This window comes from Brucella pseudintermedia (assembly GCF_008932435.1).
In the GTDB taxonomy this organism is placed as follows: domain Bacteria; phylum Pseudomonadota; class Alphaproteobacteria; order Rhizobiales; family Rhizobiaceae; genus Brucella; species Brucella pseudintermedia.
Map to the genome: position 1 here is coordinate 17663 of NZ_WBWE01000022.1, position 23254 is coordinate 40916.

Consider the following 23254-nt stretch of genomic DNA (forward strand, 5'->3'; position numbering starts at 1 on the left):
GTGGTGCTTATCCCTAAGGTTTCAGCGCAATGTCCCAAGGCGGGGTGCCACCGAGTTGCACACCCAGATGCTCAATAAAGCGTCGGAGCTTCAGAGAGGCGTGCCGCTTCGTAGGATAGACCGCGTTGATTGCCAGATCTGACGTCTTGTGATCCTCTAACAGCGGGAGAAGCGCGCCGCTCGCAATGGACGGTCCGAACACGAAGCTCGGGCCGTAAGCGACCCCGGTGCCTGCCAAGGCTGCGGACAGCAACATCTGCATATTGTTGGATGCAAGCCGGACGGGCCCATCGACTATATGCGTTTGTCCGTCTGGATCGGTCAAAGTCCAGTCTCCGGGAGAGACCGCGTCCGTAAAGGCCAGTCTTGGCGCTCGGCGCAGATCCTCCACCGTCTTCGGCTCGCCCTGTCGGTTCAGGAACGAAGGCGCCGCACAATACACCATCAGGCACGGAGCGAGACGCTTGGCGACGAGATCGGAATCCTGCAGTCGACCGATGCGGATCGCCATATCAACGCCCTCTGCCAGGGGATCAATATAGTGATCGCTCAGCAAGGTCTCGATCGACACCTCAGGATACGCTTCAAGAAACCCTGCTATGACGGGACCGAGATGCATGGTGCCGAATGTCGTTGGAGCGGTAATCCGCAAAAGACCCCGCACATTCGCCTGTGCCTCCCGCACCTGGGCATTTGCTTCTTCCACAGCTTCGAGGATCTGCTTGCAGCGTGTGTAGTAGGTATTTCCCACCTCGGTCAGCTTCAACATTCGGGTGCTTCGCTGGAGCAGCCGCGCCTGCAACTCTTCCTCGAGAGCCGAAACGTGTTTCCCCGCCATTGACGATGACAGTCCGAAGCGCCGCGCGGCGCCCACTAGACTGCCTTCCTCTACTGCCGCGACAAACACTGCCATACTGGTCAACCGATCCAACCGTCACCCCATTCGATAATCCAGGTATCAGGTGATAATAAAATAATGGAAATTATATATCAATGCGATCAGATATAGACCTGCCGGCACCTGCCGCAAATGCTCTGGTGAAGGGAGAATTAAACGTGAACATCACCTCGAACGGAATTTCGTTGTTCGTCGATCAGAAAGGAAAAGGTGAATTAGCTCTAGTCTTCTTGCATTACTGGGGCGGCTCGTCACGAACTTGGAAGTATGTTACGGGGGAGCTTGCAACGAGCTACCAAACCATCGCAATTGATTTTCGTGGCTGGGGTCAATCCGAAGCGCCTAACGTGGGCTATACGTTGGCGAATATGTCCTCAGACATCGAGGGAGTCATTAAGACACTTAATCCGCGCCGCTACGTGTTGGTCGGCCATTCCATGGGAGGGAAGATCGCCCAGTTAATGGCATCACTCCGACCCGCCGGCTTGGCGGGTCTCGTACTGGTGGCACCATCCCCGCCCACGCCGATGAATCTTCCCGCGGCGGTACGAGAGTCGATGGCCAGCGCTTATAGCAGCCGGGAAGCGGTTGAGGCGACTATCGACAATGTGCTTACCGCCAAGCCCCTTTCTGCCGAAATTCGCGAGCAAGTCATAAAGGATAGCCTAAAAGGAGCACCGACCGCAAAATTTGCCTGGCCGCAACACATGAGCCAAGAGGATATTTCCGGGCATATCGCGCGGATTGCTGTCCCCACTGTTGTGATCGCAGGTGAACAGGATAAAGTTGATACACTGGACGTGTTAAGAACCGAACTAATGGTTCGCATGCCAAGGGCCGAGATGCATGTATTGGCCGGCACTGGGCATCTCTTGATGCTGGAATCGCCCCGGGAAGTAGCGGCGCTCATTCGAGACTTCTGTGAAAATCTCACGCGCCGAAATGTGTAATCTGCCTGCATTCTGCAATGGGGCGTTGCCCCCCCCGAATAATTATCTCGCCGCCGGGATATGCTCCTGGCGGTGTTCAGTACGGAGACTGCTACCCGATGCTATCAGACTGCCCCTGCCGGCCGTTCGGAATAGCGAACGAATAGACACGTATTGCACGCCGCGGTCGGAGGGATGAATGAGCCCGCCGCGATGGACCGGCGCCGGTTGTGAAGTGCCTGATCGAGGACATTGAAGATGGTACCGGACCGGCATGGGCGGTCCGGCTCGGCCGCCAGCCGACGATGCGGCGAGCGAAGGCATCGATCACAAAGGCCACGTAGACGAGCCCCCGCCAGGTCGCACATAGGTGAAATCGGATAACCACAGCATGTTCGACGCGGGCGCACGGAACTGCCGGTTGACGCGATCGAGCGGGCATGGCGAGACCTTGTCCGACATCATGGTTTTGACGGACCTGTTTCGAATGACGCCTTGAAGGCCAATCGCCCTCATGAGCCGGGCGACATCAAAGCCTTCCCGCTGCAACTGGCGCCAGAACATGCGCACGCCGTAGACTTGGAAGTTCAGGTTGAACACCTGCGTATCTTGGTCTTCATCGCGATATCGCTTGGCAGACCTGTCCGCTTGCCGGCATCGATCTCGACCTTCTTTACCCAATCCAACAGCGTATGTGCCGAGCTGCCGATCTTGGCCGAGATCGAGTGGCAGGCAGTCCAGTGGGAAGAATGATCCCCCTCGTTGTCAAACACCAATCGAACCGAACGTTCTCGCAGCTCGAGGGAAATTTATTCGTCGTCTTGCTCGTCATGGCTCCATCCTAATTGGAAGTCGGAGTCTTCGGCAAAACCGGCGCGGTTCAGATCACAGAACTATATGGCCTAAAGTTGGGTTGCTCTTTTTGCACTCGCAGGTGTTGCGGGCGCGGTCGCGGCGCCCATTGCCGGTCGGATCGCTGATCGTGGCTGGACACATCTCGCCACCGTTTTTGCGATGCTGTCGGTAGCAGGCTCATTCTTGCTTACCCATATCGCGCCAGTTTGTTCAATACTTTCGCTCGGATTGTTCATCATAGCGGCGATTCTTCTGGACTTCGGCATCTCGGCAAACATGACACTGGGCCAACGGGCCATCTTCGCCCTTGGCGCAGAGTTCCGCAGCCGCCTTAACGGACTTTACATGGCGACTTTCTTTGTTGGCGGTGCTGTTGGCTCGGCAGTTGGAGGGTGGACTTATGCCCAAGGTGGCTGGACATTCACTTCATGGATCGGATTCGCTCTGCCCGTTGTCGCACTACTCTATTCACTATCCGAACGCGCGGCTATCGAGCCCATACAGAAGCAATGAATCGCGCTGACGTTCGCTCGCTCCGAAGAGCGCCAGCAAACGACAACTGTTCCTCCAAAGCTGCGATGAAGGTCATCGCCATCTTCCCGAATCCGCGCGACCTTGGATCTCAGTCGAGGAAACGTCATTGGCCGTAACCATATCGAAGGATGCAACACGGGTCCACCAACTGCGGACCTTATGCGGGAACAGCCGACGGCGCAGGACCACAAACGAAACGAGGCACCATTCCCACCCCGTCGGCCGAGTTAGTAATAAATTTGGTCCCTACCATCTGCAATTGGCGTTCTTGCGGGGCAGAATGACAGCGCGCACCACTATCCACGATGGTATCGTAGCACTAGCGGGCATCGCAAGCACTCGCGGTCACTGAGCCGGAACCCGGTCACACGACGTTCAAATTATAATCTGCCCAAGTCAGTGCGGGCAAGCCCTGCGTCGCGGCCCGAAGATCGGCCGGAAATGGCACGCTCGTCGCGCTCGGACGGGCTGCGAACTGATGGAACCAATCCATGAGACGCGGCGCATCTTCGGGATAGGGTACATCATACAGGTCGTGAGCGAACTGAACCGTCGAGTAGGTGATGCAATCTGCGATAGTAGGAGAATTTCCAACGAGGAATTCACCATCCTTCTCAGACATCAGCATATCGATTTCGCGGAGCCGGCGATAATACCATTCTGCGCCAAGCCGAGCCGCATCGCGATTGAGCTCCTCCCGGCCAGTGAAGAGCGGGCTGGCCTTGCGAACCCAGAAGCTGAACATGGTGGTCGCCTCGTCTGCGAGGGCGACGAATTCCCGCGTGCGTGCCTTTTCGGCCAACGTGCTCCCGATCATGGGAGGCGTCGGATAGCGTTCCTCGAGATACTCGAGGATCGCAATTGATGATCGGATGATGATGTCCTGATCGACCTGCAGGATCGGAACAGTGCCCAGCGGCGACAGTTTCGGCATGTCTTTCGGCGGCCAGCCCTGGCTCAGGTCGAAGGGCGAACGTTCGACATCTGTTATGCCTTTCTCGGCAAGGTAAATGCTGACACGACGTGGATAGACTCCGAATTCCATCTCGTAGAGTTTCATAGAAGCATTCTCCAAGTATCGCGCCTCTTGACAGAGTATCGCGTTTCTCGACAGGTCGCCATCATGTAACTTTATAAGTTTCGAATTTCAAGCCCCAGGCGATCGTTGTTGTTTGAATCAGCCTCAGGGCTGAATGACCCCGTCCCATGATCCTTTAGGTATCATCTTCAAGATCGGTCCTACCGGGGTCGGAGAGCCCTGTGGTTTACCGCAGCGCCATCCCGAACAGCACTTTCATCGTCAGGCAGGTCTGAATGGCCGCGCCGTCGTAGTCCCGCGGCGGCCCGCGCTTGCCGGTAGGTGCGGCTTCCCAGGTCATGACGGGATCGAACCAGATAGTCAGCGAGCCTCGGCGCTTCAGTGCTTCCTTATAGGCTCGCAAGTTCCTGGCCCTGAAGGTGGCGGTATCGCTCTGCTCATGCCACCCAGCTATCACGCTGGATTCACGAGAGGAATTCATCACCTGATTTGTGCAACACAGCCTTGAGGGCTGATCATCAGGCCTGGACCTCACCTCGATGCGATAACGTGACCCCTCCTGCCTGAGCACTCATTGTCGCTGCTCAGAGGTGGCGAAGGATGCGCCCAACAAGAGGAAATTCCACCCATTGCGTAAATTTTTTCTTTCGTGTAAGTTTTTATTGACCCAAAGGAGATCGGCTTGACCGGCAACGAGACCACATTGCTCACACGACTCCAGGCTTTGGCACATCCAGTCCGACTTTGGATTATTTCCAACCTCGCGGACGGTCGTCGCGCCTTCGTCAGCCAGTTGGCAAAAGAAGCAGGCATCAGTCGCCCGCTGATGAAGATGCATCTCCTGAAGCTTGAACGGGCAGGATTGGTACGCAGCGCTTTTGAGGCGGCAGAAAGCGGCAAGCTCGCCAATTTTTATGAGATCAGCCCGTTTTCACTGGCAATCAGTCCTCAGAGCATTGCCGAGGCAGGACCGCACCCAAGGCCGAGCGATTACCACAACTCAGGAGCCAACAATGACTAACGCGCCCGCATTCATCATTCTGTCTGTTCTGACGCTCTTGGTGATCGTCATCGTGTTTGCCATGAAGTATCTGACTGCCGCTCGCCGAGGCCGCGCGCTGGAAATGAAGGAAAAAGAAACAGTAGCGGCCATCGAAGGCTTGCGACAGGAGATCGCGCAACTGACGAACCGGCTTAATGTGGTGGAAAAACTTCTGAAAGACGTCGAATGACCACGGGTAGTTGTCATGGATATCCGACGCTGAAGAGGCTCTGCCACCCCCGGCGCGACTTCCCGTTGCTGGTAGCCTCCAGAGCGGGCCTGTCACAGTCATAATCGTGCGGAATGGCGGTCTGATGCTCTATGAACTGATAAAGTCTGTCCATATCATAGCGATGGTGATCTGGTTCGGTGGGACCATGACGCCAGCGCTCGCCCTTCTATACGCAATGCCTGAGACCATCGCCCGATTCGTGCGGTTCGATCGCAGCGTAACAACGCCTGCCATGGTCGTGATGTGGGCGGCCGGGCTGACGATGGCATTCTGGCACGGATGGTTTGCGAGCATATGGCTCGCAGTCAAGCTCGTAATTGTCATCGCCCTGTCTGGGGTCCACGGCATGGTCTCTAGCAGTTTACGGCGGGTGCAATGTGGGCCACCGAAACAGCCCGACATTATGCGCCTCGTGCTTCCGGTGATGTTTATCTGCATCAGCGCAATCGTGTTGCTGGTGATCATCAAACCATTCTGAGATCAGAGCACCCAGCAACAGAAAGCAACATCCGCAAAAACCACGGTGAAGTCCGGAGTAGCAGCTTCGGCGATGGGGAACTGCTGCCTCGGCGGATGTCAGCCTGAGGCCTGCGCGTCGAGAACATGCGCTTAGCAGCACTAAACGATGACGTTCCCAAAACCATGCGTGGAACAGCAAACAAAGAGAGGTTCTCGCGATGAACAGTATCACAAACGGAGCAGCTTGGATCAGCTATCCCGTACTTTTCCTCCACGTTGCTTCTGGCTTCATCGGCATGTATGGCGGCTTCGTCCCTCTCTTTACCCGGAAAGGTGGGATTTCGCACCGTAGATGGGGCCTCGTATTCGTCTGGGGTATGGCTATTGCCGCAGTTACGGCCTTTCCCTTAGCTTTCTGGAGCCGTGACATTTTTCAGGCCACGATCGGCCTGCTGAGCGGGTATCTCGTACTCATGTCGGTGCGCAGTTTGCATATTAACAAGGCTCCGCGCCCCTCGCTGGACTGGAGCGTCGCATTTGCGGGAACGTTCGCCTTCATGGCCATGATCGGCGCAGGTATTGTGCAATTTAATACTGCACCGTCCCCGCAGGCGCGCGCCTCCATCGTTTTCGGGGCACTCGGTCTTATTGTATGCGCGCGCCAATTCATGGCGCTGACCACCGCCGTCACCACGTTTCGGCAACGGGTGCTTGATCACATGCTTGCAAGCTGTTTGGCTCTGACTTGTGGCGTTGCCTCATTCCTCAACACTCAACTCGGCAACCTCACCGGCCTCGACTGGCCATTGGACTGGCGGATGCTGTTTCCGGTCATCTGCGCTATCCCGATCTTAACCTATTTCCTTATCCGTTGGTCACGAAAGCTACGGGGCGTTGAATCGGTCGCAGGGATCGTTCAGGCGCCGGAAAGCTCTGAAACAACACGGTTTCGCTTCTTTGCGCGAGCCGAAGGCATATCGTTGCTTGTGCTAATGGGGATCGCAGTTCCTCTTAAACATTTTGGAGGGCACCCTGAACTCGTTCGGCTGATGGGTCCGGTCCACGGCGCGCTGTTTGTCTTGTATGTCATAGCTGTAATGCTGGCGCGGCGCCCAAACAGATGGACCACATCAGTTGTGATATGGGCAATTCTCGCGAGTATCGTACCCGGTGGCACGTTTATTTTCGACGCATTGCTTCGTCGGAGAGACAATCGGGAGATCAACCCCGCGTCAGTAGGCCAAACCTTGAGTTAGAGCAGATTCGACTTAATCCGGGTCATATCCTGCGGCTTGGAAGTAGTTCCGACATTCCTCGGCGGTGAAAGTCGACAGGCAATCGGCGACGATCGACCAGAGTTCGTCGACGGTTCTGGCTGCAGCCTTTCTGAGCAGGGCCTTGAGCTTTGAGAAGGCCATCTCGATCGGGTTGAAATCTGGCGAGTATGGCGGCAGGAACAGGAGCCTCGCCCCGACCCTCTCGATGGCCTCGCGCACGCCACTGATCTTGTGAGCCGGCAGATGGTCCATGACCACAACGTCGCCGGGGCGCAGCTCGGGCGCGAGAACCTGTTCGGCATAGGCGAGGAAGGCTGATCCGTTCATCGGACCATCGAGCACCATTGGCGCGGCCATGCCGGAAAGCCGCAGGCCAGCGGTGAAGGTAGTCGTCTTCCAATGGCCGTGAGGTACAGCCGCCCGGCATCGCTCGCCACAAGGCGCACGCCCCCGCAACCGGGCCATCTTCGTGGAGGCTGCGGTCTCGTCGATAAATATCAACCTCTCGGGATCGAGCTCTGGCTGGGCATCGAACCAGGCTATGCGACGGCGCAGGACATCGGGGCGCTGCTGCTCTGAGGCGTGCGCCGTCTTTTTTTGAACGTGATGCCGCGCCGGTCGAGGAACAGCCAGATCGTCGAGGGCGCGGCCCGAACGCCGTGCTCGGCGGCAAGGCGCTCCCCGATCTCGGCGAGCGTGATATCCGGCGCATCCTCGATCAAGCCGAGAATGAAGGCCTCGTGTGCGTCCAGCTTCGAGCGCGACGGTTGGCCCTGCTTGCGCGCCTCCGTCTCGCCGGTCGCGCGATAACGGCGATACCATGCTGCGGCCGTCGAAATCCCGATCCGGAAGCGCCGGGCCGCCTCACGTGTTGTCGAGACCCCGTCCTCAATCGCCGCAATCACCCGGCCGCGAAGGTCTGCGCTCAGGCTCCTCGTCATCATCACCTCCTGGCAAATCACCCGAGGCAGTGAATCAGACAACGTCCATCGCGTGAATCCTCAAAGCGACTCCGCGTTCATCGAAGATGCTCTAGGGCATCACGATCTCCCCTCTCGGCATTCCATTGCGGTAGAGCAGAAAGCGAGGATTTCGCAGTAGCTATCCGTTTCTGAAAGCTAGTGGCCCCATAAATTTGCGATTGGGCAGAAGGCGTGTTTCAAGCTCCCGATTTGGGGAGAAGAGAATGCGCCGGCATGAGTTGACCGACGAGGAATGGGCGATCATCGCGCCGTTGCTGCCGACCAAGGTGCGGGGCGTTGCGCGGGTGGATGATCGTCGTGTGATCAACGGTATTCTGTGGCAGTTTCGCACCGGGGCACCCTGGCGGGATGTGCCGGAGCGCTATGGTCCACGGACAACCCTTTACAACCGTTTCGTGCGCTGGCAGGCCGCCGGGGTTTGGGACCGGCTACTGGAAGCGGTCTCGACGGCCTATGACGGCGACATCGTCATGATCGACAGTTCCTGCGTGCGGGTGCACCAGCATGGTGCCGCGATTAAAAAGGGGGCCAAAGCGGCGACGATGATCGTTGCATGGGACGCTCCCGGGGCGGGCTGACCACCAAGATCCATGCCCTGGTCGACGCCGAAGGTCGGCCGATCCACCTCACGCTGACCGCCGGACAAGCCGGCGATGCTCCCGTGGGGCGCGAGCTTTTGGCCCACGTCCCACCGGGCGGCATCCTTCTCGCCGACAAGGCCTATGACAACGACGTTATCCGCGCCGAGACGGCACAGCGCGGCGCCTTTGCCAATGTGCCGCCGCGCGTCATCCGCAAACGCACCTTCGCCTTCAGCCCCTGGCTCTACCGCCAGAGGAACCAAGTCGAGCGTTTCTTAAATCGCATCAAACAGATGCGCGGCCTCGCCACGCGTTACGACCGACGCCCCGACAACTTCCTGGCAGCCCTCAAGCTCGCAGCCGCTCGCATCTGGATCAATGCCTTATGAGTCCGCTCCCTAGGCGGAGTTGCCTGGCTGCAGTAACCATGTTGACAAGCGCAGGGCGCACTTCTTCCCACATCCGGGTCTTCAGGCCGCAATCCGGATTGACCCAGAGCTGCCCGTCGGCGATGCGCTCCCGCGCAAGAGTAAGCAGGTGTGTTATCTCGACGGTTTCCGGCACGCGCGGCGAGTGGATATCGTAAACGCCAGGGCCAATCTCGTTCGGATATTTGAAAGTCCGGAAGGCATCGAGCAGCTCCATTTTCGAGCGCGAAGTCTCGATCGAGATGACGTCTGCATCCATCGCGGCGATGGCGTCGATGATGTCGTTGAACTCCGAATAGCACATGTGCGTGTGGATCTGCGTCTCGTCCGAAACGCCAGAAGAGGCCAGCCGAAAGCTATCGACCGCCCAATCGAGATAGCCCTTCCAGTCGGCCTTTCGGAGCGGCAGACCCTCGCGCAACGCAGCTTCGTCGATCTGGATAATCCTTGCCCCAGCCGCCTCGAGGTCCTGGACCTCGTCACGGATCGCAAGCGCGATCTGCCGGCAGGCGGCGCTACGTGGAATATCATCGCGCACGAACGACCAGTTGAGGATCGTGACCGGCCCGGTGAGCATGCCCTTCATGGGCTTGTTCGTGAGGGACTGGGCGTAGCGCCACCACTCCACCGTCATCGGCTGCGGCCGCGACACGTCACCGAACAGGATGGGCGGCCGGACATAGCGCGAGCCGTAGCTCTGCACCCAACCGTGTTTTGTGAAGGCGAAACCAGCGAGCTGCTCCCCGAAATACTGCACCATGTCGTTGCGCTCGAATTCGCCATGGACCAGCACATCGAGGCCGATCTCCTCCTGCCAGTGCACAGCCGCCTCGATCTCCTTGCGCAGAAAGGCCTCGTAATCAGCGTCAGTGATTGCGCCCTTTGCATGTGCCGCGCGGGCTTTGCGAACGCCTTCGGTTTGCGGAAAGGAGCCGATCGTCGTCGTCGGGAACGGCGGCAGGTTCAACGCTGCACGCTGTAGGCGGACGCGCTCAATGAAGGAGGTTGCTCGTCTGGCCATTTCCGGCGTGACCGAGGCAATACGGGCCGCGACGGCCGCGTTATGCACCTTCTCCGACGCCTCGCGCCGGCCGGCCGCAACGGCAGAGTCGGTGAGTTGCTGCATCACGGCCTCTTGGCCCTCGACCAGCGCCTTCCCCAGGACGGCGAGCTCACCCATCTTCTGAACAGAGAAGGCGAGCCACTCCTTCAGGTCGGGATCGAGGCCTGTTTCCAGTTCGAGGTCGATCGGAACGTGCAGCAGCGAGCAGGATGGTGCGATCTCGACATGGCCGGAGCCGCGTCTGCCCACGACCGGCTCCAGGCGCTCGAGAATGGCGGGCAGGTTGGCACGCCAGACGTTGCGTCCGTCGATAACACCGAGCGATAGCACGAGCCCTTGGGGCGCTCTCGCGAGCACAGTGTCGAGCTGCTCCGGAGCGCGCACGAGGTCAAGGTGGAGACCAGCGATCGGCAGGCCAAGCGCCAGATCGAGATTGTCACCGAGCCCACCGAAATAGGTCGTCAGCATGATCTTCAGTTTCGGCAGCGCGTGCGCGAAGAGGCTATAGGTTTGGCGGAATGCGTCGCGCGTCGCTTCATCGACGTCGAGTACGAGGCAAGGTTCGTCGATCTGTACCCAATCGGCGCCGTTCGCCGTTAAACGTCGAAGCACCTCAATATAGACTGGAAGCAGGTTGCCGATGAGCGATACGGGGTCGAGCGTTGGATCCTTGCTCTTGCCGAGCTTCAGATAGGTGACGGGACCGAGCAGGACGGGACGTGTCTCGTAGCCGAGCGCCTTTGCCTCGCGATACTCATCCACTGGCTTGTTCGAAGCCAGCGTGAATTGCTGCCCTTTCGTGAACTCCGGCACCATGTAGTGGTAGTTGGTGTCGAACCACTTGGTCATTTCGAGTGCCGGAACGCCGCGAGGCTCGCCGTGACCGCCGTGGGAGCACGCCCCGTCATGGTCATTGCCCTGGCTGCCGCGCGCCATCGCAAAATAGGTGTCGAGCGGAACGGGGCCGCCCGTCCAGCCGTAGATTTCGGGAATGGCGCCAACCATGACGCTCGTATCGAGCACATGGTCGTAGAGCGAGAAGTCATTCGACGGGATGTTGGTCACACCGAGCGCCTTCTGGCGCGCCCAGTGCGCGGCGCGCAATCCGGCAGCGGCGTCTAAGAGCGCAGCGGCATCGGACTTGCCGGACCAGTAGGATTCGAGTGCGAATTTGAGCTCACGGCGCGGACCTATCCGCGGCACGCCGAGAGTGCTTACAGGAAGTGAAAGTAGAGACATCGGCTCAACCCCATGATGTTGGGGGCAAAGGCCGAGCGGACGCGCGTACGTACTCCGGCGAGAATGCCGGTAAGACGTGCGGCCACCGGGACACCCCGCCCGAGGACGTATCATTCTGTCGCGGCAGGTCTCCTGGCTTGCGGGTCACGGCCTTCATCCTGCCTTCCCGAAGCCCGAGGGCTTCAGTGGCGCAATTGGGATGAAGGCTCGCCGCTTACAGTTGCGGGGACAGCTCCGGCATTGCCTTTATTTGGCGCACCGGATTCCCTCTTAGCTCTGGCCAAAGACAGGCGCAGAGAACCACGACGGCACAATAATGACGACTACCAACCCGTTGTCAAGTGGAATATAAAGATATCTTTATATGGTGCTATCGCTTGGCAGTCAGGCAACGGCCGGAAGTACGGTGGCGACGATGGAAGCGTCGAGTCGCTCGTAGTCAGCCAGTCTGATCAGGTCGTACAGTTCTGCGCGGGTCTGCATCTCATTGACCATGGCCTTCGTCGCGCCGTCGCGCTTCAGGGTGGCGTAGAGTTTCTCTTGCGCCTTGTTGGCTACGCGAAGCGAGGATACCGGCCAGATTACCATCCGATAGCCCATCTCCTCGAACTCTTGCTCCGTGAAGAAAGGCGTTCTGCCGAACTCGGTCATATTAGCGAGCAACGGCACGCCCGGCATGCGGCGCGCGAACTCGCGGAACATCTCCGCGTCGGTGAGCGCCTCGGGAAAAATTGCATCGGCGCCCGCTTCGACATAGAGCTTCGCGCGGGCTACCGCGCCGTCGATTCCCTCGCTCGTGGCCGCGTCGGTGCGGGCGATGAGATAGAGGGTGCGGCGCGCCTTTGCAGCGGCGGCCACCTTGGCCGCCATGTCACGGGCGTCGGCGAGCTTCTTGTCGTTGAGATGGCCGCATTTCTTCGGTAGGAGTTGGTCTTCGATATGGACGGCGCCAGCCCCAGCCTCCTCGAAGGTGCGCACCATGTGCATCACATTGAGGGCTTCTCCATAGCCGGTGTCGCCATCGACCAGTACCGGCAGGCCGCTCGCTCGCGCCACCTGGCGGATGAAGAAAGCCACCTCGTCCACGGTGATGATGCCAAGGTCAGGCAGGCCCATGGAAGCCGTCATGGCGGCCCCGGAGAGATAGAGTGCTTCAAAGCCTGCCGCCTTGGCCTGGAGCGCGGCCATGCCGTTATGAGCGCCGGGAATGGGAAGAATGCCGTCTCTTTCCACCAGAGCCCGGAAGCGGGCGCCGGCAGGTTCGGTGGGAAATTCGGATGCAACAAGATATGGCATATCGGTGTCCTTTATGCCGCACGCACGGAAGAGCTGGCCCGGTCACGTGCCTCAATGGGCACGAACGGTTGGTGCTCTGGGCCGACATAGTTCGCGGAGGGGCGGATGATCTTGTTGTCTTGCCGCTGCTCGATGACGTGCGCGCTCCACCCGGCGGTGCGGGCGATAACGAAGAGCGGCGTAAACATCGCGGTCGGCACACCCATCATGTGGTATGAAACAGCGCTGAACCAGTCGAGATTAGCGAACATCTTCTTGGTGTCGCCCATCACCCGCTCGATCCGTTCGGCGATCTCGAACATCCGCATCGAACCTGCTTCGATAGAAAGCCGGCGGGCCACCTCCTTGATGACGATGTTGCGCGGGTCCGACACCGTGTAGACGGGATGGCCGAAGCCGATCACGACCTCTTTGGCAGCCACGCGGCGGCGGATGTCCTCTTCCGCTTCCGCCGGATCGACATAGCGCCTCTGTATATCAAAGGCGACTTCGTTGGCCCCGCCATGCTTCGGCCCGCGCAGTGCGCCGATGGCGCCCGTAATGGCGGAATAAAGGTCGGCGCCCGTGCCTGCGATGGTACGTGCGGTAAAGGTGGAGGCGTTGAATTCGTGCTCCGCATAGAGGATCAGTGAAGTGTGCATCGCCCGCACATGGCTATCGCTGGGCACACGGCCGTGCAGCAGGTGGAGGAAATGCCCGCCGATAGTCATGTCGTCTGTTTCAACCTCGACACGCCGGCCGTTCTGGGTGAAGTGATACCAGTAGAGCAGGATGGAGCCGAGCGAGGCGAGCAGCCGGTCGGCGATGTCGCGTGCGCCGGCATGGTTGTGGTCTGCCGCTTCCGGTAGGACGCAGCCCAGCGCCGAGACGCCCGAACGCAAAACGTCCATCGGGTGGGTGGCGGCTGGAAGCAGTTCCAGCGTGCGCTTCACCGCCTGCGGCAGGCCGCGGAGCGATTTCAGCTTCGCCTTATAGGCGGCCAGCTCGGCCACTGTCGGCAGCGTGCCATGGACGAGCAGATGGGCGATTTCCTCGAACTCACAGGTCTCCGCAACATCGAGAATGTCATAGCCGCGATAGTGCAGATCGTTGCCGGTCCGGCCGACGGTGCAGAGCCCGGTGTTGCCGGCGACGACGCCGGACAGGGCGACGGATTTCTTGGGCTTGGGTGCGGTCATCTCATCCTCCTCAACCGCGCTTCCAGTCGAAAATGCCGGGGGCAGCTGCCGGACCGAGCTTGTTGGCGTCGACAGTGAAGTTCAGTCCTGCAAGCTCCTGCGGCTTCAGGTCCAGCAGGCGCTCGACGGTGGCGATGAAGCGATCCTGCTCGCTCGCCGCAACGATGCCTTCGCAGAGCGTGCGGAATTTCTTCACGTAGTCGGGCCGCGTGAACGGTCGCGCGCCGAGCGGATGCGCGTCGGCCACGGCCAGCTCGTCCTCGATCACAGTCCCGTCCATAAGTGTGACGACGACCCGGCCGCCGAACGCCTTTTCCTTCGGATCATGGCTGTGGTAGCGGCGCGTCCACTCCGGGTCCTCGATGGTGGAGATCTTGTGCCACAAGGCCACCGTTTCAGGCCGGTTGGCGCGCTCCGACGCATAGGAGCGCTCGTGGTGCCAGCCGCCGTCTTCCAGTGCCACGGCGAAGATGTACATGATCGAATGGTCGAGCGTTTCGCGGCTCGCCTTCGGGTCCATCTTCTGCGGATCTTTCGCGCCGGTGCCGATCACGTAGTGGGTGTGATGGCTGGTGTGGATGACGATGTCCTTCACCCTGGTGAGGTCGCCAATCTTCAGCCCCAGCTGCCGGGCGAGATCGATGAGCGCCTGACTCTGGTATTCGGCCGAGTGCTCCTTGGTGTAGGTTTCGAGGATGGCACGCTTGGGCTCGCCCCTTTCGGGCAGCGGCACGATGTATTCCGCCTGGGAGCCGCCCAGCAGCCAGGCGATGAAGCCGTCTTCGCCCTCCCATGCCGGTGACGGCGCGCCTTCGCCACGCATGGCCCGATCCACCGCCTCCACCGCCATCTTGCCGGCAAACGCGGGGGCGTAGGCTTTCCAGCTCGAAATCTCGCCCTTGCGCGACTGGCGTGTCGTGGTGGTTACATGTAGCGCCTGCTGCACCGCCTGATAGATGATTTCCGTGGAGAGCCCGAGCGCTGTGCCGATGCCCGCTGCTGCCGATGGACCGAGATGGGCAATGTGATCGATCTTGTGCTCGTGCAGGCAAATGCCCTTCACGAGATTTACCTGGATCTCGTAGCCGGTCGCTAGCCCCTTGGCGAGCGCGGTGCCCGATAGGCCGCAATGCTGGGCGACCGCAAGGATTGGCGGAATGTTGTCGCCGGGATGAGAGTAATCCGCGGCGAGGAAGGTGTCGTGAAAGTCGAGTTCGCGCACGGCGACGCCATTCGCCCATGCGGCCCATTCGGGCGAGACGCGGGCGGCGGCGGGAAGCCCGAACACCGTCGCGCCCGGCAGGAAAGGATGCGCCTGCGCTTGCGCACGCGCGCTCGCCACCGGACGGCGCGCCAGCGACGCGGCTGCGACGGCGGCATTGTCGATGATGCGGTTGCCGATCATCTCGACGACATCGGCGTCGAGCGCCACGTCGTCTGCCGCGACGGACGCGATCTTCCAGGCAAGCTGGTCCTCGCGTGCGAGTTTCTCGGCGGATTTGTATGTACGGACTTTATGCGGCTTCACGAAACGGCATCCTCGGCTGGCGATTGATCTTCATGGGGTGGAATGGGTATCGGCACGCCATCGGAATCGACAGCGACCATCATGAAGCGGCCGCTGATCGAAGGCGCGCCAGACGGCCCAGCAGGACTATCAGCAACGACTTCGACAATGACGGTCATCGATGACCGTCCCTGAAAGGCGATGCTCGCACGGATATCGATGATCGCGCCGATCCTGATCGGCTTGGTGAACTCGATGCTGTCGGCCTTAGCCATCACGACGGCGCACCGCGCATGGCGCGTAGCGCAGACAAAAGCGGCCTTGCCCATGATCTGCAGCGCATTCGCGCCGTAGAGCGTGCTGTAGTGATTGGCCTGTTCCGGAAGAACGACTTCCAGAAAGCGGGCTTCGGCCTGATCCGTTTTGATCGCCTGCATGTTCAAGCGTCGTTGCTCCAATGGGCTTTTCAACTCCGCACTATCCGCATAGGATGAGAAGAGTAAACCACTGAAAATGCGGAGCTTTGTGAAGGGTATTCTGTGAATCTGCAAAGTTTGCGAAGACATTGGCAGCGAGGCCGCCCATGAAGAAGGTGTTCATGGGCGTGCGGTTGAAGAGGCTTCGGGAGGAGCGCAAGCTGACCCAACAGGCGCTGGCCGACGCGCTCGGCATCTCGCTTTCCTATCTCAACCAGATCGAGAACAATCAACGGCCCTTGACCGTGCCGGTGCTCCTGAAGCTCAACGCCGCGTTCGGCATGGACGTGCAGCTCTTCTCCGAAGACGACGATGCGCGGCTGATCGGCGAGTTGCGCGAGGCGCTGTCCGATCCGGCGCTCGGTGAACCGATCGCCTCAGCCGACCTGCGGGAACTGGCTAGCAACATGCCCGCTCTCGCACGCGCCTTCATTTCCCAGAGCCGGCGACTGAAGCAGGCGAGCGAGCAAGCGGCCGCCTATGCGGCACGGCTCGGCGACGACAGGCAGGGAGAACTGACAGCGCTTCCGTCAACGCCGTTCGAGGAGGTACGCGACTTCTTCTATGCCAACCGCAACTATGTCGATGCGCTCGACCGCGCAGCGGAAATCGTCGCCCAAGAACTAGGCATGCCGCTCGGCCGGATCGTGTCAGCACTCGCCGGCAGGCTGGAGGCCAAACACGGACTTCGGCTGGCCGATCTCAGCCAAGACGCAGGCTCCGGGACGCAGCGGAAATATGATCCCGAGACACGCACCCTCTGGTTGTCACGCAGGCTGCGGCCGGGACAGCAGGCGTTCCAGATGGCGACGCAACTCGCCTTCCTCGAGCAGCGTGGGCTGATGGATGAATTGGTTGGAGGCGGGTCGTTCTCCAACGAGGAGGCCCGATCCCTAGCACGTATCGGCCTCGCCAACTATTTCGCAGGCGCGCTCGTCCTGCCCTACGCACCGTTCCTGCGGCTTGCCGAGCGTCTCCGCTACGACATCGAGCTGCTCGGGCAGCGCTTCGGCGTGGGCTTTGAGACGACCTGCCATCGCCTCAGCACGCTGCAGCGGCCGGGCGCGCATGGCGTTCCCTTCTTCTTCATCCGCGTAGATCGTGCCGGCAACATCTCCAAGCGCCAGTCGGCTACGGATTTCCACTTCTCACGCTTCGGCGGCACCTGTCCATTGTGGAACGTATATGAGGCCTTTGCCCAGCCTGATCACATTCTGACACAAGTGGCCAGCATGCCGGACGGGCGAACCTATTTGTGGATTGCCCGATCTGTCTCACGCGGACAGGGTGGCTATCGCGCACCCCGGAAGACCTTCGCGGTTGCGCTTGGCTGTGACATTCGCCATGCGTCGCGGCTTGTCTACGCGGACGGACTTGATCTCGGCAATCCGGCGGCGGCAACGCCGATTGGCGCAGGCTGCAAAATCTGCGAACGCCAAGCCTGCCCGCAGCGTGCGTTTCCTCCGATCGGCCAGCCGTTGTATGTCGACCAGAACCGCAGTGCTTTTGCCCCTTATACGACCGACATGTAACTGTTTCCGAAAATAGCGCACGGCCACGCATGTGCTATGGATTGACATTATCGGAGCGCGGGATGCTAGATATAGTGGTCACGGTCTCTCGAATCAGATGATCGAGAGCTAGGAGGGAATCCGGTGCGCCAAATAATGGCAATGCCGGAGCTGCCCCCGCAACTGTAGGCGGCGAGCCTTCATCCCAATTGCGCCACTGAAGCCCTCGGGCTTCGGGAAGGCAGGATGCAGGTAGTGACCCGCAAGCCAGGAGACCTGCCGTGACAGCATGAAACGTCCTCGGGCGGGGTGTCCCGGTGGTCGCTGTCGTCTTGCCGGCCCCTCCAGCCGGACTACGCACGCGCCCGCTCGGCCTTTGCCCCAAAACACAAGGGGTCTCAAGCCGATGTCCTTAATCGCCAAAGCCGCATCGCGGATCGAACCAGATGAACCGCCGACCGTGCAGCGACCGCCGCGGCCCGCGACCGAACCAGTCTATCAGGTGATCCGTCGCAATGGCACCGTCACGCCATTCGACGCCTCGAAGATTGCCGTCGCGCTCACCAAGGCATTTCTCGCCGTTGAGGGAAACAGCGCCGCCGCCTCGCGCCGTGTCCACGATATCGTGGCGAAGCTTACCGAACAGATCGTCGCCGGCCTGACCAGGCGAGCGGATGCCGGAAGGACTTTCCACATCGAAGACATCCAGGATCAGGTCGAGCTCGCGCTGATGCGCGGCGAACACCACAAGGTCGCGCGCGCCTACGTGCTCTACCGTGAGGAGCGTGCCCGCGAGCGTGCCGCTGAAAATGTGGCGGTGGCCGAACCAGTTGCGCCGGTATTGCATATCAAGGCCGAGGACGGCTCCCTTATGGCTCTGGACGAGGCACGGCTGGCCCGCATCCTCGAGGAAGCCTGCGACGGGCTCGAAGCAGTTTCGGCCGAGCCGATCCTGACCGAGACCCGGCGTAATCTCTATGATGGCATCACGCAGGATGAGTTATCGCTCGCCCTGATCATGGCGGCGCGCACGCTCGTAGAACAGGAGCCAAACTACACCTTCGTGTCGGCCCGCCTGCTACTCGACCGCCTGCGGTACGAGGCGCTGACCTTCGTGTCAGGTCGCCCGGAACAGGCGACGCAGGCAGAAATGTCGACGCGCTATGCGCGCTATTTCCCGGATTTCATCAGGACCGGCATTGAGGCGGAACTGATCGATCCCGAACTCGGACGTTTCGACCTCAAGCGCCTCGGCGAGGCGCTGAAGCCGGAACGCGACCTCAATTTTCAGTATCTCGGCTTGCAGACACTTTATGATCGTTACTTCCTTCATACGCAGGGCAAGCGGTTCGAACTGCCACAGGCCTTCTTCATGCGGGTGGCAATGGGCCTGGCACTGCACGAGATTGACCGCGAGGGTCGTGCAATCGAGTTCTATAATCTCCTCTCCTCGTTCGATTTCATGGCCTCGACGCCGACGCTGTTCAACTCGGGAACGACGCGGCCGCAGCTTTCATCCTGCTTTCTCACGACGATCGGCGACGACCTTGACGCCATCTTCAAGGGTATCCGGGACAATGCCCTGCTCGCCAAGTACTCCGGCGGATTGGGCAACGACTGGACGCCGGTGCGCGGCCTTGGCGCGCATATCAAGGGCACCAACGGCGAAAGCCAGGGCGTCGTCCCATTTCTGAAGGTCGCCAACGATACCGCCATCGCCGTCAATCAGGGTGGCAAGCGCAAGGGCGCGGTCTGCGCCTATCTCGAGACATGGCACGTCGACATCGAAGAGTTCCTTGACCTGCGCAAGAACACGGGCGACGACCGCCGCCGCACCCACGACATGAACACCGCCAACTGGGTGCCGGACCTGTTCATGGAACGCGTCGAGGCTGACGCCGAATGGACGCTGTTTTCCCCTGACGAGACACCGGACCTGCACGATCTCTATGGGCCGGCGTTCGGCGACGCCTATGAGGCCTATGAGGCGGCCGCGGCGCGAGGCGAGATCAAGGTGTTCCGCAAGGTTCGGGCGGTCGATCTCTGGCGGAAGATGCTCACCATGCTGTTCGAGACGGGCCATCCGTGGATCACGTTCAAGGATCCATGCAACATCCGGTCGCCGCAGCAACACAGGGGCGTGGTGCATTCGTCGAACCTCTGCACTGAGATTACCCTCAATACCTCGCGGGACGAGGTGGCTGTCTGCAACCTGGGCTCGGTCAACCTCGTCAATCACATTCGCGATGGCGGGCTCGACATGGAGCAGCTCGGGCGGACGGTGAAGACCGCCATGCGCATGCTCGACAATGTCGTTGACATCAATTTCTACACCATCCCCGAGGCTCGGGCCTCGAACCTGCGCCACCGGCCGGTGGGCCTCGGCCTCATGGGCTTCCAGGACGCGCTGCAGAAGCTGCGCATCCCCTACGCCTCGGATGCCGCCGTGGAGTTCGCCGACCGCTCGATGGAGGCGATCAGCTATTTCGCCATCTCGGCTTCGGTCGATCTTGCAGCGGAGCGGGGGCGCTATTCGAGTTTTGAGGGTTCGCTCTGGTCGAAGGGCATTCTGCCGATCGACTCGATCCGCCTGCTCAAGGCCGCGCGCCCCGGCGTGGAGATGGACGAGTCCACGACCCTCGACTGGGATGCCTTGCGCGAACGGGTGAAGACCGTCGGCATGCGCAACTCCAACACGATGGCGATCGCGCCGACCGCCACAATTTCGAATATCTGCGGCGTCTCACAGTCGATCGAACCCGCCTACCAGAACCTGTTCGTCAAATCGAACATGTCCGGCGACTTCACGGTCGTGAACGCGCAGCTGGTGCACGACCTCAAGGCAAGGGGGCTATGGGACGAGGTCATGGTCTCGGACCTGAAATACTTTGACGGATCAGTTGGCGAGATCGGCCGTATCCCCGATGACCTCAAGGCGTTGTATGCCACCGCGTTTGAGATCGAACCAAAGTGGCTGATCGAAGCGGCGTCGCGCCGGCAGAAGTGGATCGACCAGGCGCAGTCGCTCAACCTCTATATTGCAAATCCGAGCGGCAAGAAACTCGACGAGCTCTTCCGCCTGGCATGGCACAAGGGCTTGAAAACCACCTATTACCTGCGCTCGCGTTCGGCGACCCATGTCGAGAAATCGACGCTGAAGGGCACCGACGGCAAGCTTAACGCCGTCTCCGCGACGGTCGTTGCGGCGCCTGTCACAGGACCGGTCGTGATCGCCGCGAACGCCGCTTGGGGCAAGACCTGCGCCATCGACGATCCCGAATGTGAAGCCTGCCAGTGAACATCGGGGAAGAAAGAAAGGAGAAATCATGCTCGACTGGTCTGAGCCGAAAACCAATCCCTTGATTGCGGTATCTTCCGAGCCCGCTGCGGTTCCTGTCGCTGATGCGACAGGCCTTGGCGAGATCGAGCGTGGCGCGGCACGCGTGTCGGTTGATGACAAGCGTATGATCAATTGCCGCGCCGACGTGAACCAGCTCTTGCCGCTCAAATATCACTGGGCGTGGGAAAAGTACCTCTCCGGCTGCAATAATCATTGGATGCCGACTGAAGTCTCCATGCAGGCCGATATCGCGCTCTGGAAGTCGCGCGACGGGCTCACCGAAGATGAGCGGCGAATGATCAAGCGCAATCTCGGCTTCTTCGCCGCTTCAGAGAGTCTCGTCGCCAACAACATCGTGCTGGCGATCTACCGGCACCTCACCAATCCGGAGTGTCGGCAATACCTCTTGCGGCAGGCTTTCGAAGAGGCGGTGCATACCCATACCTTCCAGTACATCGTGGAAAGCCTTGGTCTCGACGAGGGTGAGTTGTTCAATATGTACCGGGAGGTACCGTCGATCACCGACAAGGCGGCATGGGCGCTTGAACACACGCAGAGCCTCGATGATCCGTCGTTCACCACCGGCACGCCTGAGGCCGATCAGGCCTTTTTGCGTGATCTGGTGGCCTTCTACGTCGTGTTCGAAGGGATGTGGTTCTACACGGGCTTCGCGCAGATCCTCTCGCTCGGGCGGCGCAACAAGATGGTCGGCATCGCCGAGCAGTACCAGTACATCCTGCGCGACGAGTCCATTCATCTGAACTTCGGCATCGATATCATTAACCAGATCAAGCTTGAGAACCCGCATCTGTGGACGAAGACCTTCCAGGACGAGGTGCGGGGTATGCTGAAAGATGCCGCCGAACTGGAGGCCGCCTATGGCCGCGATACCATGCCGCGCGGCTTCCTCGGCCTCAACGCGTCGCTGTGCGAGCAGTACATGCACTTCATCGCCAACCGCCGCTGCGCCCAGCTCGGCCTCAATCCGGTTTTCGGCGAGGTCGAGAACCCATTTCCCTGGATGAGCGAGGCGATGGACCTTAAGAAAGAGAAGAACTTCTTCGAGACACGCGTCATCGAATATCAGAGCGGCGGTGCGCTTACCTGGGATTGATCGAATGAGATGGGATAGTCGGCATCGAGTTCATCCACCGGAACGGCCGAAGGGGTTGCACTTCCGGTTGATGGTGTAGATCAGTCGCCACGGATGGTGGTGATTGTTAAGTCGTAAACTCATAAGCGGCTCCCATTCGTCGCGAGCCGTGATTCAACGATCCCCTCAGAGACGGAGGGCATTGATGGCGCGGCGGCGATACGAGTTGACGGATCACGAATGGTCAATTGTCGCGCCCCCTGCTTCCGAATAAGCCTCGTGCTGTACCGCGTATCTATGACCGTCGGGTTCTCAACGGCGTTCTCTGGCCCGTGCGGACGGGTTCGCCGTGGGCGGAATCCTTGAGCGTTACGGCCCGCTGACCACCTGCTACAACCGGTTCGTTTGCTGGCGAAAGGGGGGCAAGCAGCACCGAGGCCGGCGGACCGGCGGTGAAAACGCGGCTGATGCGATCGGGAACATCGACGCTGCGGCCGGCCAAGTCGATGATGGTTCGCGCCAGGGCCGGCGTTGCGACGAGGACGAGGAAGGCTGTGACAAGCGTGAGAAGGCAACGCGGCATCAGAAGTCCCCCACATGGGAATCGCCCGGGGTTGGCGGGGCGAGCGGAGTGAGCAGACAGCGGTCGGGCTTGATGTCGAGAAGCGGTGTGCCATCGAGACAGTCGAGGCCGCGGACCAGCAGCGTCGCTCCCACGATCCCGATCAGCTTGACGATCAACGTGCCGATCGGATTGGGTCGCACCGGAGAGCGCAGGGCGAAGGTCCCCCGCGTCGTGCCGTCGTCGCGCGGGCTTTGCAGGACGAGATCGCGCCGCGAACGATGCAGCCAATAGAGCACCTCGATGCGGCAGGTCGGGCCGTCATGGCGGCCTTGGCGCGGGCAGTCCATGCGCGACGTCCATGGCGTGCGGATGTGGCCGATATAGATGAGGCTGGCATCGGTCGCGTCGGGCCATTCGATGGCACGCTCCGCCGCGCGGATCTCGTCCTCCCGTACCATCGGGCTCAGCCCTCGACGGCGACCAGCACGTCAGATGCCTTGATGACGGCAATCGCGGTCTGGCCCTTGGCGAGTCCCAGTTGTTCGACGGCCTCGTTGGTGATCGAGGCCGTGATGACGTTGCCACCGACGTCGATGCGGACATGATCCACCCCCATTGAACGGGTCCACCTTGAAGTATGGTTTTGACCATGAAGGAGGACCACAATGGCAAACAAGCGACACAAGCCCGACGAGATCGTCACGAAGCTTCGGCAGGTTGAGGTTTTGC

Annotated in this window: 18 protein-coding genes, 5 pseudogenes and 2 riboswitches; of the genes and pseudogenes, 11 read left to right on the forward strand and 12 right to left on the reverse strand. The window is 60.3% G+C overall.

Translation table 11 applies throughout. From position 1 onward, the window contains the following. Positions 1–13: 13 nt before the first annotated feature. On the reverse strand, positions 14–913 hold the full coding sequence (locus F9K78_RS20890; RefSeq protein ID WP_235925498.1) for a LysR family transcriptional regulator: 900 nt from the start codon (positions 911–913) through the stop codon (positions 14–16). A 143-nt stretch (positions 914–1056) separates the two neighbouring features. Here F9K78_RS20890 and F9K78_RS20895 point away from each other — a divergent pair, with 143 nt between their 5' ends. After that, complete coding sequence (locus tag F9K78_RS20895; RefSeq protein WP_151682708.1) at positions 1057–1848, forward strand: alpha/beta fold hydrolase; 792 nt, start codon at positions 1057–1059, stop codon at positions 1846–1848. A 90-nt stretch (positions 1849–1938) separates the two neighbouring features. Here the strand turns inward: F9K78_RS20895 and F9K78_RS20900 are convergent. Then, positions 1939–2659 (reverse strand): annotated as a pseudogene (locus F9K78_RS20900) (DDE-type integrase/transposase/recombinase); the annotation flags it as partial. A gap of 80 nt (positions 2660–2739) precedes the next feature. Between F9K78_RS20900 and F9K78_RS20905 the strand changes: the two are divergent. Beyond that, positions 2740–3195, forward strand: a pseudogene (locus F9K78_RS20905) (MFS transporter); the annotation flags it as partial. A gap of 385 nt (positions 3196–3580) precedes the next feature. On the opposite strand, the gene F9K78_RS20910 reads toward F9K78_RS20905, so the two are convergent. Next, entirely contained in the window at positions 3581–4276 is a 696-nt protein-coding gene (locus F9K78_RS20910) for a glutathione S-transferase family protein (protein ID WP_051634522.1), read from the reverse strand. A gap of 208 nt (positions 4277–4484) precedes the next feature. After that, positions 4485–4696, reverse strand: a pseudogene (locus F9K78_RS20915) (transposase); the annotation flags it as partial. A 241-nt stretch (positions 4697–4937) separates the two neighbouring features. Between F9K78_RS20915 and F9K78_RS20920 the strand changes: the two are divergent. The 4 genes from F9K78_RS20920 to F9K78_RS22035 all read left to right on the forward strand — a co-directional run bounded on the left by F9K78_RS20920 (position 4938) and on the right by F9K78_RS22035 (position 7244). After that, positions 4938–5276, forward strand: a complete 339-nt coding sequence (locus F9K78_RS20920; protein WP_174813370.1) for an ArsR/SmtB family transcription factor — start codon at positions 4938–4940, stop codon at positions 5274–5276. Next, positions 5269–5487: a hypothetical protein gene (locus tag F9K78_RS20925; RefSeq protein WP_035211836.1), complete on the forward strand. Its 219-nt coding sequence runs from the start codon at positions 5269–5271 to the stop codon at positions 5485–5487. The genes F9K78_RS20920 and F9K78_RS20925 overlap by 8 nt, the downstream gene beginning before the upstream one ends. A gap of 124 nt (positions 5488–5611) precedes the next feature. Next, positions 5612–6007, forward strand: a complete 396-nt coding sequence (locus F9K78_RS20930; protein WP_151682709.1) for a CopD family protein — start codon at positions 5612–5614, stop codon at positions 6005–6007. Between the two features lie 199 nt (positions 6008–6206). Then, a complete protein-coding gene (locus F9K78_RS22035) occupies positions 6207–7244 on the forward strand; it encodes a DUF3817 domain-containing protein (RefSeq protein WP_208851945.1) in 1038 nt (345 codons plus the stop codon). Positions 7245–7256: 12 nt separating this feature from the next. On the opposite strand, the gene F9K78_RS20940 is transcribed toward F9K78_RS22035, so the two are convergent. Next, positions 7257–8206 (reverse strand): IS630 family transposase gene (locus tag F9K78_RS20940; protein ID WP_235925499.1). Its coding sequence is split into 2 segments (ribosomal slippage): positions 7257–7864 and positions 7864–8206, totalling 951 coding nucleotides; the frame shifts between segments, so codons are not numbered across the junction. 245 nt (positions 8207–8451) lie between these two features. Between F9K78_RS20940 and F9K78_RS20945 the strand changes: the two genes are divergently transcribed. Next, a protein-coding gene (locus tag F9K78_RS20945) for an IS5 family transposase (RefSeq protein ID WP_412842101.1) occupies positions 8452–9218 on the forward strand; the annotation gives its coding sequence in 2 pieces (ribosomal slippage) (positions 8452–8766 and positions 8769–9218; 765 coding nt in all). Here F9K78_RS20945 and metE read toward each other — a convergent pair. The 5 genes from metE to F9K78_RS20970 all read right to left on the reverse strand — a co-directional run bounded on the left by metE (position 9205) and on the right by F9K78_RS20970 (position 15977). Next, the gene (gene metE / locus F9K78_RS20950) at positions 9205–11559 is read right to left on the reverse strand and encodes a 5-methyltetrahydropteroyltriglutamate--homocysteine S-methyltransferase (RefSeq protein ID WP_151682710.1); all 2355 of its coding nucleotides are present in this window, start codon (positions 11557–11559) and stop codon (positions 9205–9207) included. The genes F9K78_RS20945 and metE overlap by 14 nt on opposite strands. 105 nt (positions 11560–11664) lie before the next feature. Beyond that, positions 11665–11879, reverse strand: a riboswitch (cobalamin riboswitch). Positions 11880–11943: 64 nt separating this feature from the next. Continuing rightward, on the reverse strand, positions 11944–12855 hold the full coding sequence (gene prpB / locus F9K78_RS20955; RefSeq protein ID WP_121983434.1) for a methylisocitrate lyase: 912 nt from the start codon (positions 12853–12855) through the stop codon (positions 11944–11946). Between the two features lie 11 nt (positions 12856–12866). Continuing rightward, the gene (gene prpC / locus F9K78_RS20960; protein ID WP_151682711.1) at positions 12867–14033 is read right to left on the reverse strand and encodes a bifunctional 2-methylcitrate synthase/citrate synthase; all 1167 of its coding nucleotides are present in this window, start codon (positions 14031–14033) and stop codon (positions 12867–12869) included. A 10-nt stretch (positions 14034–14043) separates the two neighbouring features. Continuing rightward, positions 14044–15561, reverse strand: a complete 1518-nt coding sequence (locus tag F9K78_RS20965; RefSeq protein WP_151682712.1) for an MmgE/PrpD family protein — start codon at positions 15559–15561, stop codon at positions 14044–14046. Next, a complete protein-coding gene (locus F9K78_RS20970; protein ID WP_121983432.1) occupies positions 15558–15977 on the reverse strand; it encodes an acyl-CoA thioesterase in 420 nt (139 codons plus the stop codon). Before F9K78_RS20970 ends, F9K78_RS20965 begins: the two co-directional genes overlap by 4 nt. 146 nt (positions 15978–16123) lie before the next feature. On the opposite strand from F9K78_RS20970, the gene F9K78_RS20975 reads away from it, so the two are divergent. From F9K78_RS20975 to F9K78_RS20990, 4 genes and pseudogenes are all read left to right on the forward strand, one after another. Beyond that, entirely contained in the window at positions 16124–17548 is a 1425-nt protein-coding gene (locus F9K78_RS20975) for a short-chain fatty acyl-CoA regulator family protein (protein WP_121983431.1), read from the forward strand. A gap of 64 nt (positions 17549–17612) precedes the next feature. After that, positions 17613–17825, forward strand: a riboswitch (cobalamin riboswitch). Positions 17826–17933: 108 nt separating this feature from the next. After that, positions 17934–20825, forward strand: a complete 2892-nt coding sequence (locus F9K78_RS20980) for a ribonucleoside-diphosphate reductase subunit alpha (protein ID WP_121983430.1) — start codon at positions 17934–17936, stop codon at positions 20823–20825. A 28-nt stretch (positions 20826–20853) separates the two neighbouring features. Continuing rightward, the gene (locus F9K78_RS20985) at positions 20854–21981 is read left to right on the forward strand and encodes a ribonucleotide-diphosphate reductase subunit beta (protein WP_121983429.1); all 1128 of its coding nucleotides are present in this window, start codon (positions 20854–20856) and stop codon (positions 21979–21981) included. Positions 21982–22165: 184 nt separating this feature from the next. Next, positions 22166–22388 (forward strand): annotated as a pseudogene (locus F9K78_RS20990) (transposase); the annotation flags it as partial. Positions 22389–22542: 154 nt separating this feature from the next. On the opposite strand, the gene F9K78_RS20995 reads toward F9K78_RS20990, so the two are convergent. Both F9K78_RS20995 and F9K78_RS21000 read right to left on the reverse strand, forming a co-directional pair. Next, positions 22543–22983, reverse strand: coding sequence for an SAM-dependent methyltransferase (locus F9K78_RS20995; protein WP_121983428.1), 441 nt, complete (start codon positions 22981–22983; stop codon positions 22543–22545). A 5-nt stretch (positions 22984–22988) separates the two neighbouring features. Next, a pseudogene (locus F9K78_RS21000) lies at positions 22989–23129 on the reverse strand (TOBE domain-containing protein); the annotation flags it as partial. Between the last annotated feature and the right edge of the window lie 125 nt (positions 23130–23254).

Excerpts from the sequence above, each read along its gene's own strand:
- F9K78_RS20975 (WP_121983431.1), top strand. The coding sequence starts at position 16,124 with ATGAAGAAGGTGTTCATGGGCGTGCGGTTGAAGAGGCTTCGGGAGGAG.
- F9K78_RS20910 (WP_051634522.1), bottom strand. The coding sequence starts at position 4,276 with ATGAAACTCTACGAGATGGAATTCGGAGTCTATCCACGTCGTGTCAGC.
- F9K78_RS20930 (WP_151682709.1), top strand. The coding sequence starts at position 5,612 with ATGCTCTATGAACTGATAAAGTCTGTCCATATCATAGCGATGGTGATC.
- F9K78_RS20925 (WP_035211836.1), top strand. The coding sequence starts at position 5,269 with ATGACTAACGCGCCCGCATTCATCATTCTGTCTGTTCTGACGCTCTTG.
- F9K78_RS20995 (WP_121983428.1), bottom strand. The coding sequence starts at position 22,983 with ATGGTACGGGAGGACGAGATCCGCGCGGCGGAGCGTGCCATCGAATGG.
- F9K78_RS22035 (WP_208851945.1), top strand. The coding sequence starts at position 6,207 with ATGAACAGTATCACAAACGGAGCAGCTTGGATCAGCTATCCCGTACTT.
- F9K78_RS20985 (WP_121983429.1), top strand. The coding sequence starts at position 20,854 with ATGCTCGACTGGTCTGAGCCGAAAACCAATCCCTTGATTGCGGTATCT.
- prpC (WP_151682711.1), bottom strand. The coding sequence starts at position 14,033 with ATGACCGCACCCAAGCCCAAGAAATCCGTCGCCCTGTCCGGCGTCGTC.
- F9K78_RS20890 (WP_235925498.1), bottom strand. The coding sequence starts at position 913 with ATGGCAGTGTTTGTCGCGGCAGTAGAGGAAGGCAGTCTAGTGGGCGCC.
- prpB (WP_121983434.1), bottom strand. The coding sequence starts at position 12,855 with ATGCCATATCTTGTTGCATCCGAATTTCCCACCGAACCTGCCGGCGCC.
- F9K78_RS20980 (WP_121983430.1), top strand. The coding sequence starts at position 17,934 with ATGTCCTTAATCGCCAAAGCCGCATCGCGGATCGAACCAGATGAACCG.
- metE (WP_151682710.1), bottom strand. The coding sequence starts at position 11,559 with ATGTCTCTACTTTCACTTCCTGTAAGCACTCTCGGCGTGCCGCGGATA.
- F9K78_RS20970 (WP_121983432.1), bottom strand. The coding sequence starts at position 15,977 with ATGCAGGCGATCAAAACGGATCAGGCCGAAGCCCGCTTTCTGGAAGTC.